Consider the following 12,783-nt stretch of genomic DNA (forward strand, 5'->3'; position numbering starts at 1 on the left):
TGCGAGAAACTCGTTTAGCTTCAAACACTTGACTCGCTGCGATCTCTCGTAGCGGGAGGCGAATCATACAGCGTTTAGAAGCGCTGTCAACCACCATCTTAACCGCTGACGATCTTTCGATCGGAGCACTTCCACCACTACCTGGCTCGATCAACTCATTGAATCTCAAGGAGTTTTTCGTTCCGACTACGCTGGAAGTGGGGCGCATTATAAGGGGATTCGAAATCGCGTCAACCCTTAATTTCAAGAAAGTGACATATAAAGGGAAAAGGGCCGCATCAAGGCTGACAGGTGCCCGCCATTACCCTTTCGGCGCCTATGAGATCGAGCGCCGCCCGCGCGGCGCATCGCGACGCAAGGCCGCTCCTACATTTGTTTCGGGCCAGTTATTCCTGAGGGATAGGCGCGCGGCGCCTTGGTGCCTGTCTCGATATAGAAAACGGGGAGGCCTTCCGGCCTCCCCGCTTCACGTCACGCCTTAAAGGCTAGGGAACGCAAACTGCGACGCCTCATGGCTAGCCCGCTGCGGCCAGCGCTGGGTGATCGCCTTGCGGCGGGTATAGAAGCGCACACCATCCGGCCCATAAGCATGCAGGTCACCAAACAGCGAACGCTTCCAGCCACCAAAGCTGTGATAAGCCACCGGTACCGGCAGCGGCACGTTCACACCAACCATGCCCACTTCGATCTCGTCACAGAACAGGCGCGCCGCCTCACCATCACGGGTGAAGATGCAAGTGCCGTTGCCATACTCGTGATCGTTGATCAGTTGCATGGCCTGCTCCAGGCTGTTCACCCGCACCACGCACAGCACAGGGCCGAAGATCTCTTCTTTATAGATGCGCATCTCCGGGGTCACCTTGTCGAACAAGGTGCCACCCACGAAGTAACCATCCTCATTACCCGCCACACGGAAGCCACGGCCGTCTACCACCAGCTTGGCGCCAGCAGCCACACCGTCGTCGATATAGCCAACCACCTTGTCACGGGCAGCAGCCGTTACCAGCGGGCCCATGTCCAGGCCACAAGACGTACCCGCACCGATCTTCAAGGCTTTGATCTGGGGCTCCAGCTTGGCGATCAGGGCATCTGCAACCTGGTCACCCACGCACACCGCCACGGAAATAGCCATGCAACGCTCACCGCACGAACCGTAGGCAGCCCCCATCAGGGCGCTGACGGCGTTGTCCAGGTCAGCATCAGGCATCAGCACGGCGTGGTTCTTCGCACCACCCAGCGCCTGGACGCGTTTGCCGCGCTTGGTGCCTTCGGCATAGATGTACTCGGCAATTGGCGTCGAACCTACGAAGCTCAGGGCTTTTACCTCTGGGGCCTCGATCAGTGCATCCACCGCTTCCTTGTCACCGTGCACCACGTTGAGGATGCCCTTCGGCAGGCCAGCCTCCAGCAGCAGTTGCGCAATGAACAGGGTCGAACTCGGATCACGCTCGGAAGGCTTGAGGATGAACGCGTTACCGCAGGCAATGGCCAGCGGGTACATCCACAGCGGAACCATGGCCGGGAAGTTGAACGGCGTGATACCGGCAACCACACCCAGCGGCTGGAAGTCGGACCAGGCGTCAATGTTCGGGCCCACGTTGCGGCTGTACTCGCCTTTGAGCACTTCCGGCGCCGCACATGCAAACTCGACGTTCTCGATACCGCGCTTCAGCTCGCCCGCAGCGTCTTCCACAGTCTTGCCGTGCTCTTCGCTGATCATCTGCGAGATGCGTGCTTCGTTCTGCTCCAGCAGTTGCTTGAAACGGAACATCACCTGGGCACGTTTGGCCGGCGGTGTGTTGCGCCAGGCCGGGAACGCCGCTTTGGCCGAGTCGATGGCCTCCTGCACGGTCGCACGGCTGGCCAGTTCGACCTTGCGCACGGCCTGGCCGGTCGACGGATTGAAGACATCGGCGGTGCGCTCACCCTTGGTAACCAGCTCGCCGTTGATCAGGTGCTGAACAATGCTCATGCATAACTCCAGATAAAGAGGGTATTACAAGCGCGTGATCACCTCACGCGCCTGTCGTCATATTCGCGAAGATCAATCGATCAGGTTCAGGGTCTCGCCCACTGCGTCGAACAGGCGGTCCAGTTCCTGCGGCTGGGTGTTGAAGGTTGGGCCGAACTGCAGGGTGTCGCCACCGAAGCGAACATAGAAGCCCGCCTTCCACAGCTTCATCGCTACTTCATAAGGGCGCACGATCGCATCGCCATCGCGGGCAGCGATCTGGATCGCGCCGGCCAGGCCGTAGTTGCGGATGTCGACGACGTTCTTCGTGCCTTTGACACCGTGCAGCAGCTTCTCGAAGTGCGGCGACAGTTCGGCAGCGGCCTGCACCAGGCTTTCCTTCTGCAGCAGGTCCAGCGCGGCGAGGCCGGCGGCGCAGGCTACAGGGTGGGCCGAGTAGGTATAGCCGTGGGGGAACTCCACCGCGTATTCCGGGGTGGGCTGGTTCATGAAGGTCTGATAGATCTCGGTGCTGGCAATTACCGCACCCATCGGGATCGCGCCGTTGGTCACCTGCTTGGCGATGCACATCAGGTCTGGCGTTACGCCGAAAGCTTCAGCACCGGTCATCGCGCCCATGCGGCCGAAACCGGTGATCACTTCGTCGAAGATCAGCAGGATGTTGTGCTGGGTGCAGATCTCGCGCAGGCGCTTGAGGTAGCCCTTCGGTGGCGGCAGAACACCTGCCGACCCGGCCAGTGGCTCGACAATCACCGCCGCGATGTTCGAGGCATCGTGCAGCTCGATCAGTTTGAGCATCTCGTCGGCCAGGGCGATGCCGCCCTCTTCCGGCATGCCCTTGGAGAAGGCGTTTACCGGCAGCACGGTGTGCGGCAAATGGTCGACGTCCAGCAACTGGCCGAACATCTTGCGGTTGCCGTTCACGCCACCCAGGCTGGTACCGGCGATGTTGACGCCATGGTAACCGCGGGCACGGCCGATGATCTTGGCCTTGCTCGCCTGGCCTTTCAGGCGCCAGTAGGCACGCACCATCTTCAACGCTGTATCGGCGCACTCGGATCCGGAGTTGGTATAGAAGACGTGGTTCAGATCACCCGGAGTCAGCTCGGTGATCTTTTCAGCCAGCTGGAACGACAGCGGGTGGCCGAACTGGAAGGCTGGGGAGTAATCCAGGGTGCCAAGCTGACGGGTTACCGCCTCGGTGATTTCCTTGCGGGTATGCCCGGCACCGCAGGTCCACAAGCCAGACAAGGCGTCGAAAATCTTGCGCCCCTTGTCATCCACAAGGTAGTTGCCTTGCGCCGCCACGATCAGGCGTGGGTCGCGATGGAAATTGCGGTTGGCGGTGTAGGGCATCCAGTGCGCATCCAGCTTGAGCTGGCTGGCGATACCGGTGGGGGCGGTTTCGGGCATGTTCATCGGCGGTTCCTCGGAAGACGATTAGGCAACGATGGATGTTGTTGCAGCTAAATTGGCACGGCGATAAAGTCTGAAAAAGCCTGCATTTCTAATCTTCAGATAGGGCAACACTAAACTAATGAGCCGACGCCCCGACCCACTCGCTCAAGTCAGCGATTTTGACATTCGCCTGTTGAAGATCTACCGCAGCGTCGTCGAGTGCGGCGGCTTCTCGGCAGCCGAGAACGTACTCGGGATCGGCCGCTCGGCCATCAGCCAGCAAATGAACGACCTGGAGCAGCGCCTGGGCCTGCGCCTGTGCCAGCGCGGCCGTGCCGGTTTTTCGCTGACCGAGGAAGGCCGCGAGGTCTACCATTCGGCCTTGCAGTTGCTCAGTGCCCTGGAGAGCTTCCGTACCGAGGTCAACGGGCTGCACCAGCACCTGCGCGGCGAGCTGAACATCGGCCTGACCGATAACCTGGTGACCCTGCCGCATATGCGCATCACCCATGCGCTTGCCGAGCTCAAGGACCGCGGCCCTGACGTGCGCATCAACATCCGCATGATCGCCCCCAGCCAGGTCGAGCACGGCGTGCTCGACGGCAGTCTGCATGTTGGCGTGGTGCCACAGACCATCGCCCTGTCAGGCCTTGAATACCAACCGCTGTATAGCGAGCGCTCGCTGCTGTATTGCGCGGTCGGCCACCCGCTGTTCTACGCCGACGATCACCAGATAGACGACGACAGGCTCAACAGCCAGGAGGCCATCACCCCAACCTTCCGCCTGCCAGCCGATGTCCAGGCTCACTACCAGGCGCTGCACTGCACGGCCAGCGCGTCGGACCGCGAAGGCATGGCGTTTCTCATCCTCACCGGGCGCTACATCGGCTACCTGCCAGACCACTACGCCAGCTTCTGGGTGCAGCAAGGCCGGCTGCGGGCCCTCAAGCCCCGCCAGCGCTTCTATGACCTGAGCCTGAGTTGGGTGACACGCAAAGGGCGGCGGCCGAACCTGGTGCTGGAGAGCTTCCTGGATAGCCTGGCTGCGACACGCTGATGCCAGTCTCTGACGCAAACGCTTGTCACTTCGGCGTAGGCAGGTAATCTTGTCCGACAGCCGCTGCCACTGACCCGTACGGAATCGTCCATGACCCTTGAAGTCCCAGCGCATCGCCTCTCCGCCTCGGGCAAGCCCGCCGGCCGCATCCGCCAGAAGAACGAACAGGCCATCATCCAGGCCGCCGAAGACGAATTCGCCCGCCATGGCTTCAAGGGCACCAGCATGAACACCATTGCCCTGAAGGCCGGTTTGCCCAAGGCCAACCTGCATTATTACTTCACCAACAAGCTGGGCCTGTACATTGCCGTGCTGAGCAACATCATCGAGTTGTGGGACAGCACCTTCAACGCCTTGAGCGTCGAGGACGACCCGGGCCAAGCGCTGAGCCATTACATCCGCACCAAGATGGAGTTTTCGCGGCGCAACCCGCAGGCCTCGCGGATCTTCGCCATGGAAGTGATCAGCGGCGGCAGTTGCCTGAACGAGTACTTCAGCGCCGACTACCGCGAGTGGTTCCGCGGCCGGGCAGCGGTGTTCCAGGCCTGGATCGAAGCGGGCAAGATGGACCCGGTCGACCCGGTGCACCTGATCTTCCTGCTCTGGGGCAGCACCCAGCACTACGCCGACTTCGCCACGCAGATCTGCCAGGTCACCGGCCGCAGCCGCCTGACCAAGCAAGACATGGAAGACGCCAGCAACAACCTTATCCACATCATTCTCAAGGGGTGCGGCATCAAGCCGAGTGCCTGACAGCCATTTATGCCTTCTACCCTGCTCGACCTCTGCGAGTTTCGTGAAGAAATCCGCAAAAGCCGTTTCATCACCCTCGCCGGCCCGATTACCAGTGCTGCCGAGGCGATGAGCTTCATCGAACGCCACAGCGACCTGGCCGCTACCCACAACTGCTGGGCCTGGAAGCTGGGCGGCCAGTATCGCAGCAATGACGATGGCGAGCCGGGTGGCACCGCCGGTCGCCCGATCCTGGCGGCTATCGAAGCGCAAGACTGCGATCAGGTGGTGGTGCTGGTGATCCGCTGGTACGGCGGCATCCAGCTGGGCACCGGAGGCCTGGCCAGGGCCTATGGCGGCGGCGCCAACAAATGCCTGCAACAGGCTCCCAAGCGGTTGTTGGTGCAACGCAGCGAATTCACCTGCAGTTGCAGCTTCAGCGAGCTGGCGTTGCTGAAACTGCGCCTGGCAGAGGCTGACGGCCTGGTGCTGGATGAACAGTTCACCGCCAATGGTGTAGACCTGCACATTGCGGTGGGTGAAGCCCAGCTGGCCGCGCTGCAACAGCAGCTGGCCGACCTGAGCCGTGGGCGCATACTGCTCGAAGCACGCTGAACATTACGCACATGAACTGTGGGCCTGCCTGTGGATAAGCTTGGGGCACTCTCTTGCAGGCTAGGTTTTTCAAGGCCTGCAGAGCTTTGATCATATTTTGATCACTATTTGATGACAGCTGCAAATGACTGAAACCCTGAGAGTTATCCCCAAACCCGATTCACAAGGCAGCCCCGGCAACCCGTGTAGCTTGCACACAATAACTGTGGAACAGCCTGTGGATAACCCGTTAGCCAATAGGCCAAACGCCCAGCCACACAAGGCCTGGCGCAACTGATCATTAATTAACCAAAGGCGGGCAAGGCGGCAACTGCCAGTCTGCAGTATCCTCAATACCTTTCTTTTGCAATCGATCAAGGAGCGCGTCCACATGGCCACCGCAAAAACCGCACTCATCATCGGCGCCTCCCGTGGGCTTGGCCTGGGCTTGGTGCAACGCCTGCAAGAGGACGGCTGGAACGTCATCGCCACGGTGCGCGACCCGCAAAAGGCCGGCGCCTTGGCCAGTGTCCCCGGTGTGCGCATCGAGCAGCTGGAGATGAATGATACCGCGCAGCTCGACGGGCTGAAGCAACGCCTGCAAGGCGAAGTGTTCGACCTGCTGTTCGTCAACGCCGGCGTCATGGGCCCGCTGCCACAAGACCTGGAAACCGTCCGCAACCAGGACATCGGCGACCTGTTCATGACCAACGCAGTGGCGCCCATCCGCGTCGCCCGGCGCCTGGTCGGCCAGGTTCGCGAGGGCAGCGGCGTGCTGGCCTTCATGAGCTCGATCCTGGGCAGCGTGACCGTGCCGGACGGCGGTGAAGTCTGCCTGTACAAAGCCAGCAAGGCGGCGCTGAACTCGATGATCAACAGCTTCGTTGTCGAACAGCAGCGCCCCGGCCTTTGCGTACTGGCCATGCACCCTGGCTGGGTGAAGACCGACATGGGCGGCGAGAACGCCGAGATCGACGTACTCACCAGCACCCGCGGCATGCTCGAGCAGATCAAGGCGCAAAGCGGCAAGGGCGGCCTGCGCTTCATCAACTACAAAGGTGAGCCCCTGACCTGGTGAATTGAAAGCTGCGTGGCGAGGCAGTAGACTCGATGCCTCGCCCCCGCGGCGGACCTGGATCAGCAGACAGGGCAACACTGAGCTGGCTAACCTGAACCCACTTTCAGAGGAGCCGGCACCATGCCTGCGACCCGCATCTGGTTGAAATCCCCGCTTGCCATCTTCACCGCCAACGACACCGACGCCCGTGGCGGGCTGGTCATCGAAGACGGCCGTATCACACAGCTTCTGGCCCTCGGCGAAAGCCCCAGCCAACCCTGCGACCAAGTGTTCGATGCCCGCGAGCATGTGGTCACCCCGGGCCTGATCAACACCCACCACCACTTCTACCAGACCCTCACCCGGGCCTGGGCACCTGTGGTCAACCAGCCGCTGTTCCCTTGGTTGAAGACGCTGTACCCGGTGTGGGCACGCCTGACCCCCGCGAAACTGGCGCTGGCCAGCCAGGTAGCACTGGCCGAACTGCTGCTGTCGGGTTGCACGACCGCCGCCGATCACCATTACCTGTTCCCCCAAGGCCTGGACAATGCCATCGACGTGCAAGTCGACGTGGTGCGCCAGCTGGGCATGCGCGCGATGCTGACCCGCGGCTCGATGAGCCTGGGCGAAGACGACGGCGGCCTGCCCCCGCAGCAAACGGTGCAACAGGGCGAGGTGATTCTGGCCGACAGCCAGCGGCTTATCCACAGCTACCATGAACGCGGTGACGGTGCGCAGATCCAGATTGCCCTGGCGCCCTGCTCGCCCTTCTCGGTCACGCCTGAAATCATGCGGGCCAGTGCCACGCTCGCCGAAGAACTGGACGTGCGCCTGCACACCCACCTGGCGGAAACCCTCGATGAGGAAGACTTCTGCCTGCAACGCTTCGGCCTGCGCACAGTGGACTACCTGGACAGCGTCGGCTGGCTCGGCCCACGCACCTGGCTGGCTCACGGCATTCACTTCAATGCCGACGAAATCGCCCGCCTGGGCGCGGCCGGCACCGGCATCTGCCACTGCCCGAGCTCGAACATGCGCCTGGCCTCGGGCATCTGCCCGACCGTGGACCTTGAAGCCGCCGGCGCCCCGCTGGGCCTGGGCGTCGACGGGTCGGCCTCCAACGATGCCTCCAACATGATCCTCGAAGCCCGTCAGGCCCTGTACCTGCAGCGCCTGCGCTATGGCGCCGAGCAGATCACCCCGGAGCGTGCCCTGGGTTGGGCGACACGGGGTTCGGCACGCCTGCTCGGGCGCCAGGACATTGGTGAGCTGGCCGTTGGCAAGCAAGCCGACCTGGCGATGTTCAAACTCGACGAGCTGCGCTTCTCGGGCAGCCATGACCCGCTGTCGGCGCTGCTGCTGTGCGGAGCCGACCGGGCCGACCGGGTCATGGTCGGTGGCCAGTGGCGGGTGGTCGACGGCCAGATCGAAGGCCTGGATATCCAGGGCCTGATCGCCAACCACCGCCAGGCCGCCGCGCAACTGATCGCCGGTTGAGCCAACACAGGGCCTGGCCGGGCGCATTGCCTGGCCAGGCCCTGTAGAATGGCGACAACCGTACCTGATCGAGATAACCACCTATGTATGACTGGTTGAACGCCCTGCCCAAGGCCGAACTGCACCTGCACCTGGAAGGCTCGCTGGAGCCCGAGCTGCTGTTTGCCCTGGCCGAGCGCAACAAGATCGCCCTGCCCTGGGCCGATGTAGAGGCACTGCGTGGCGCCTATGCCTTCAACAACCTGCAGGAATTCCTCGACCTTTATTACCAGGGCGCGGATGTATTGCGTACCGAGCAGGACTTCTACGACCTGACCTGGGCCTACCTGCAACGCTGCAAGGCGCAGAACGTCATCCACACCGAACCGTTCTTCGACCCGCAAACCCATACCGACCGCGGCATCCCTTTTGAAGTGGTGCTCAACGGCATCAACCAGGCGCTCAAGGATGGCCGTGAACAATTGGGCATCAGCAGTGGCCTGATCTTGAGCTTCCTGCGCCACCTCAGCGAAGAAGAAGCGCACAAGACACTCGACCAGGCCCTGCCCTTCCGCGATGCGTTCATCGCCGTAGGCCTGGACAGCTCTGAAATGGGCCACCCGCCTAGCAAGTTCCAGCGTGTGTTCGACCGCGCCCGCAGCGAAGGCTTCGTCGCCGTTGCCCACGCCGGTGAAGAAGGCCCGCCCGAATACATCTGGGAAGCCCTGGACCTGTTGAAGATCAAACGCATCGACCATGGCGTGCGCGCCATCGAAGACGAGCGCCTGATGCAACGCATCATCGACGAGCAGATCCCCCTGACCGTCTGCCCCCTGTCGAACACCAAGCTCTGCGTGTTCGACCACATGCGCCAGCACAACATCCTGGACATGCTCGAACGCGGGGTGAAGGTCACGGTCAACTCGGACGACCCAGCCTACTTCGGCGGCTACGTCACCGAAAACTTCCATGCCCTGCACACCCACCTGGGCATGACCGAAGACCAGGCCCGCCGCCTGGCGCAAAACAGCCTGGACGCGCGGCTGGTCTGATTGGCGGGTGGCGTTGCGGTCAGCCGACCTGCAACGTCGTGACGCGGGCAATGCGATTGATGTGCTGGATGCCCAGCGCCGAGATATGCAATGCCCGCGTATCCTCGGACTCGCGCATCCAGCCAGACTGAAGAAACAGCCTGAACAGGGCCTGCCCGAGCACGCCCCCCAGGTGAGGGCCCTGGTTGTTCCAGTCGGTGCAGCGGCAGATCACGCAACCCCGTTGCTGGTGTGGCGCCAGGGCGTCGATGTAAACGCCCACCAGCGCCAGCTCGGCCCGCCCTCGCTCACTGACCACCAGTTGACGGTCGGTGCCCTCCAGCCAGCCGGCCGCCACCAGGCGGTGGTACAACTCGCCGGCAAGCTCCCCACCCAGATGGTCCCCGCAACGCCGCGCCCTGCGTAGCGACATGGGCAGTTGCGTGGCAGTCGCCTCGGGCGGGTGCGCTTTGGCGCTGCACAACTGCACGCTGGCCAATGCCTCCACCGCAGCCCCCACCTGCGGGGTCGCCAAGCGGAAGTAGCGTTTACGCCCGCGCGCTTCGTGCCTGAGCAAACCGGCCGAAGACAGCAACGAAAGGTGGGCGCAAGCGGAGGATGACGTCAACCCGGTCATCATCGCGAGTTCGTTCGCCAGGCGCGGCGTGCCGTCGATCAACGCCCAGAGCATGGCACTGCGCTTGGGGTCGGCCATCAGGCTGGCGATCTGGCTGATACTGCTGACTGCGTTCATATCCCTGTAACTCCCTGCACGTTCACATGTGGATGCAATGGCCAACCCTGGCAACGCGGATCGCCTGCCTGATAATTGCCAGCACCGACAGGGAAACCCCTCTCGCTGACACTGGCTCTGGGGGCCAGTATAAGCCGCAGAAAACCCCACTCAGGCAGCCAGCGGATGCGGCCCGCCTGTCTGAAGTCCATTGGGTATGCCTACCCATGCGAGATGATGTGCAGGTTCGTGGAACGCGCCGAAACCGCGCAGATGAACAATGCCCCAGAACTTTGCGGGGCACAGACAGCGCATGAGGAATAATCGCCCGGAGTACATTCGGATGCGACCGACAGCGGGCTACCATAAATAGCGCAAACAAAAGCGAAGCTTCTACATGCTTCCAGGCATTACACCCGGGCAGCATGAAGTAATGTGGGAAATAACAGCGCCACTGACCGTCAGTCAGAACGCAGATACCGGTCATGGCATGCACAGGGCACAGCGCTACACTTCATCCGCTCTCAACACCATTGGAGGTATGCCGCGATGAAAATTGTCGTCAGTGCGTCGAGCCGCAACCCGATCTGCCCCTGGCAGGTTCAGCTCGACCAACACGTGGTCAGTTTCCGCAGCGAGGCCGAAGCACGTGCCTTCGTCGCCACCTTGGAAACCCGCCTGCAGGCGCCCCACCCGCTTACGCAGGCCGCCTGGCCTGCAAGCGCCGGGTCAGCAGCGCGACACTGACCACCAGTGCCCCGCACAGGCTGATCACCAGTGTCATCGGCACCGCACTGCCATCGTGCAACAACCCGACCAATGCCGCTGCGCCCGCGGCGACGCTGAACTGCAGGCAGCCCATCAATGCCGAGGCGCTGCCTGCCCGTGCGCCCTGCCCACTCATGGCGCAGGCCGAGGCATTGGGGATGATGCAGCCCAGGCTTGCGATGCACACGAACAACGGCACCAGCAGCGGCCACAATTGGCTCGGCCGCAGCGCGGCAACGCCAAGCAACAGCAAACCTGCGGCCAGGTACATCCACACTGCGCGCACCAGCAAGAAAGCCGGGCCACGCTTGGCCAGCAAGCGTGCATTGACCTGCGCCACGAGGATAAAACCCGCCGCATTGGTGCCGAACAACCAGCCGTAATGCTCGGCAGGCACGCCATACAGCTTGATGAAGACGAAAGGCGAGCCGGCGATGTAGGCAAACATACCGGCAATGGCAATACCACCGGTCAAGGCATGGCCGAGGAACACCCGGTCATTGAGCAGGCGCAGGTACTGGCGCAACGCCCCCGACAGCGGTTGGCGCGGCATGTCCGCCGGCAGGCTCTCCGGCAGGCCCAGGCTGACCGCCAGCAGGCAGGCGGCACTGAACAGGCTCAGCACCAGGAAGATCGACTGCCAGCCCGCCAGGTTCACCAACACCCCGCCCAGCATCGGCGCGAGGATCGGCGCCAGGCCCATCACCAGCATCAGTTGCGAAAACACTTTGGCCGACGCCACCGGGTCGCACTTGTCACTGACGATCGCCCGCGACAGCACCATCCCGGCGCAGCCGCCCAGCGCCTGGACGAACCGCGCCAACACCAGGGTATCGAGGTTGGGGGCATAGGCGCACGCCAGCGAGGCCAGGGTAAACAGTGTCACGCCAAACAGCAGAGGCTTGCGCCGCCCGAAGCGGTCGGCCACCGGGCCATACGCCAACTGGCCGATGGACAGGCCAAGGAAGTAGGCGGCCAAGGTGGTCTGGACGTGTTTTTCATCGGTGGCGAAAGCCTGCGCCATGGCCGGGAAGGCGGGCAGGTAAAAGTCGATCGCCAAAGGCCCGAACGCACTCAATGCGCCCAGGATCAGCACCATTCGCAGGTTCATCAGGAATCCATAGCAGGCTAAGCAAGTGCGTAAGTCTACCTGCTAAGGGCTCCATCAGCATGAAAACATTTGCAACAAAAGGGGCACCAAGCGCCCCTGGGCATCAGGCCACTTCGGCTTGATAACCCTCGTCACGGATCGCCGTGAGGATCTGCTCCACCGCCATCGCACTCTGCACCCGCACCTGCTTGCCCGCCAGGTCGACCTCGACCTGAGCCGCGGCATCTTGCGCCTGCACTGCCCGGGTCACCGCTTTGACACAATGGCCACAGGTCATGCCTTGTACATTGAACACTTGCATGGGGTTACCTCCTTCAGGTTTTGACGCAGTTTCAAGCTTGCCATCGGGTCAAGGTCAAGCCCTTGCAAGCGCCTGGGCTGGAAATCCGCGCTCACGTCGGCCAAGCTGCGCCTTTGACGATCAGGCAAGCAGGAGATTTTTCATGTTCAGGGCAGCATTGGGCGTCGTCGGGCTTTTGAGCGCGCTGGCTGCGGTGCCACCGGCCAGCGCCGAGGGCAACTCGGACTACAGCGTATTGATCATCTCCCGGGAGCGCCTGGAAGTGGCCACCAGTTGCGAAATTGGCGTCTACCTCAACGACCAGCTTTCCGGGCGCGTGTTCCAGGAGCAGTCCACCTCCTTCAACCTGCCACCCGGCCCAGTGGATGTGCGCCTGCGCCTACTGCCAGGGCAAGCGCCCGGTTGCGCTGCGGGTATCGAAGACCAGCGCAGCACGCGTTTGAACCTGCAGGCGGGCCAGATCAACAATTACCGGATTGCCATGGGCCACAATGGGCTGGAATTGAAGCGCGCCGGCCTCGGCTATTGACCTTGCCTACGTGGCAAGGTTGAT

13 protein-coding genes are annotated in these 12,783 nt (G+C 62.4%); 8 read left to right on the forward strand and 5 right to left on the reverse strand.

The genetic code is table 11. The features are described 5' to 3' along the window. Positions 1-478: 478 nt before the first annotated feature. Both CKW22_RS24365 and CKW22_RS24370 read right to left on the reverse strand, forming a co-directional pair. Positions 479-1,972, reverse strand: a complete 1,494-nt coding sequence (locus CKW22_RS24365) for a CoA-acylating methylmalonate-semialdehyde dehydrogenase (protein ID WP_033703351.1) — start codon at positions 1,970-1,972, stop codon at positions 479-481. A 72-nt stretch (positions 1,973-2,044) separates the two neighbouring features. Then, the gene (locus CKW22_RS24370; protein ID WP_047583502.1) at positions 2,045-3,391 is read right to left on the reverse strand and encodes an aspartate aminotransferase family protein; all 1,347 of its coding nucleotides are present in this window, start codon (positions 3,389-3,391) and stop codon (positions 2,045-2,047) included. Between the two features lie 118 nt (positions 3,392-3,509). Here CKW22_RS24370 and CKW22_RS24375 point away from each other — a divergent pair, with 118 nt between their 5' ends. From CKW22_RS24375 to CKW22_RS24400, 6 genes are all read left to right on the forward strand, one after another. Continuing rightward, entirely contained in the window at positions 3,510-4,427 is a 918-nt protein-coding gene (locus CKW22_RS24375; RefSeq protein WP_033703353.1) for a LysR family transcriptional regulator, read from the forward strand. Between the two features lie 90 nt (positions 4,428-4,517). Further along, positions 4,518-5,180: a TetR/AcrR family transcriptional regulator gene (locus tag CKW22_RS24380; protein ID WP_033703354.1), complete on the forward strand. Its 663-nt coding sequence runs from the start codon at positions 4,518-4,520 to the stop codon at positions 5,178-5,180. Positions 5,181-5,189: 9 nt separating this feature from the next. Beyond that, on the forward strand, positions 5,190-5,774 hold the full coding sequence (locus tag CKW22_RS24385) for a YigZ family protein (RefSeq protein ID WP_033703355.1): 585 nt from the start codon (positions 5,190-5,192) through the stop codon (positions 5,772-5,774). A 370-nt stretch (positions 5,775-6,144) separates the two neighbouring features. Continuing rightward, entirely contained in the window at positions 6,145-6,831 is a 687-nt protein-coding gene (locus CKW22_RS24390; RefSeq protein WP_033703357.1) for an SDR family oxidoreductase, read from the forward strand. A gap of 120 nt (positions 6,832-6,951) precedes the next feature. Then, positions 6,952-8,307, forward strand: a complete 1,356-nt coding sequence (locus CKW22_RS24395) for an 8-oxoguanine deaminase (protein ID WP_033703358.1) — start codon at positions 6,952-6,954, stop codon at positions 8,305-8,307. Positions 8,308-8,390: 83 nt separating this feature from the next. Further along, the gene (locus tag CKW22_RS24400; RefSeq protein WP_047583501.1) at positions 8,391-9,338 is read left to right on the forward strand and encodes an adenosine deaminase; all 948 of its coding nucleotides are present in this window, start codon (positions 8,391-8,393) and stop codon (positions 9,336-9,338) included. A gap of 19 nt (positions 9,339-9,357) precedes the next feature. Here the strand turns inward: CKW22_RS24400 and CKW22_RS24405 are convergent, their stop codons facing one another. Continuing rightward, complete coding sequence (locus CKW22_RS24405) at positions 9,358-10,071, reverse strand: helix-turn-helix transcriptional regulator (RefSeq protein ID WP_033703360.1); 714 nt, start codon at positions 10,069-10,071, stop codon at positions 9,358-9,360. 528 nt (positions 10,072-10,599) lie between these two features. Here CKW22_RS24405 and CKW22_RS24410 point away from each other — a divergent pair. Continuing rightward, complete coding sequence (locus CKW22_RS24410; protein WP_033703362.1) at positions 10,600-10,797, forward strand: hypothetical protein; 198 nt, start codon at positions 10,600-10,602, stop codon at positions 10,795-10,797. Here CKW22_RS24410 and CKW22_RS24415 read toward each other — a convergent pair. Both CKW22_RS24415 and CKW22_RS24420 read right to left on the reverse strand, forming a co-directional pair. Beyond that, on the reverse strand, positions 10,748-11,929 hold the full coding sequence (locus CKW22_RS24415) for a multidrug effflux MFS transporter (protein WP_033703364.1): 1,182 nt from the start codon (positions 11,927-11,929) through the stop codon (positions 10,748-10,750). The two genes, CKW22_RS24410 and CKW22_RS24415, sit on opposite strands and share 50 nt — an antisense overlap. A gap of 103 nt (positions 11,930-12,032) precedes the next feature. Beyond that, positions 12,033-12,230 (reverse strand): heavy-metal-associated domain-containing protein, encoded by a 198-nt coding sequence (locus CKW22_RS24420; RefSeq protein ID WP_033703365.1) that lies wholly within the window; start codon positions 12,228-12,230, stop codon positions 12,033-12,035. Between the two features lie 142 nt (positions 12,231-12,372). Here CKW22_RS24420 and CKW22_RS24425 point away from each other — a divergent pair, with 142 nt between their 5' ends. Then, on the forward strand, positions 12,373-12,759 hold the full coding sequence (locus CKW22_RS24425) for a hypothetical protein (RefSeq protein ID WP_033703366.1): 387 nt from the start codon (positions 12,373-12,375) through the stop codon (positions 12,757-12,759). The last annotated feature ends 24 nt before the right edge of the window (positions 12,760-12,783 follow it).

Source organism: Pseudomonas sp. Irchel s3f19, from assembly GCF_900187555.1.
In the GTDB taxonomy this organism is placed as follows: Bacteria; Pseudomonadota; Gammaproteobacteria; order Pseudomonadales; family Pseudomonadaceae; genus Aquipseudomonas; species Aquipseudomonas capeferrum.

Coding starts and splice junctions, on each gene's coding strand:
- CKW22_RS24420 (WP_033703365.1), bottom strand. CDS start 12,230: ATGCAAGTGTTCAATGTACAAGGCATGACCTGTGGCCATTGTGTCAAA.
- CKW22_RS24405 (WP_033703360.1), bottom strand. CDS start 10,071: ATGAACGCAGTCAGCAGTATCAGCCAGATCGCCAGCCTGATGGCCGAC.
- CKW22_RS24425 (WP_033703366.1), top strand. CDS start 12,373: ATGTTCAGGGCAGCATTGGGCGTCGTCGGGCTTTTGAGCGCGCTGGCT.
- CKW22_RS24365 (WP_033703351.1), bottom strand. CDS start 1,972: ATGAGCATTGTTCAGCACCTGATCAACGGCGAGCTGGTTACCAAGGGT.
- CKW22_RS24390 (WP_033703357.1), top strand. CDS start 6,145: ATGGCCACCGCAAAAACCGCACTCATCATCGGCGCCTCCCGTGGGCTT.
- CKW22_RS24400 (WP_047583501.1), top strand. CDS start 8,391: ATGTATGACTGGTTGAACGCCCTGCCCAAGGCCGAACTGCACCTGCAC.
- CKW22_RS24395 (WP_033703358.1), top strand. CDS start 6,952: ATGCCTGCGACCCGCATCTGGTTGAAATCCCCGCTTGCCATCTTCACC.
- CKW22_RS24385 (WP_033703355.1), top strand. CDS start 5,190: ATGCCTTCTACCCTGCTCGACCTCTGCGAGTTTCGTGAAGAAATCCGC.
- CKW22_RS24380 (WP_033703354.1), top strand. CDS start 4,518: ATGACCCTTGAAGTCCCAGCGCATCGCCTCTCCGCCTCGGGCAAGCCC.
- CKW22_RS24370 (WP_047583502.1), bottom strand. CDS start 3,391: ATGAACATGCCCGAAACCGCCCCCACCGGTATCGCCAGCCAGCTCAAG.
- CKW22_RS24410 (WP_033703362.1), top strand. CDS start 10,600: ATGAAAATTGTCGTCAGTGCGTCGAGCCGCAACCCGATCTGCCCCTGG.
- CKW22_RS24415 (WP_033703364.1), bottom strand. CDS start 11,929: ATGAACCTGCGAATGGTGCTGATCCTGGGCGCATTGAGTGCGTTCGGG.
- CKW22_RS24375 (WP_033703353.1), top strand. CDS start 3,510: ATGAGCCGACGCCCCGACCCACTCGCTCAAGTCAGCGATTTTGACATT.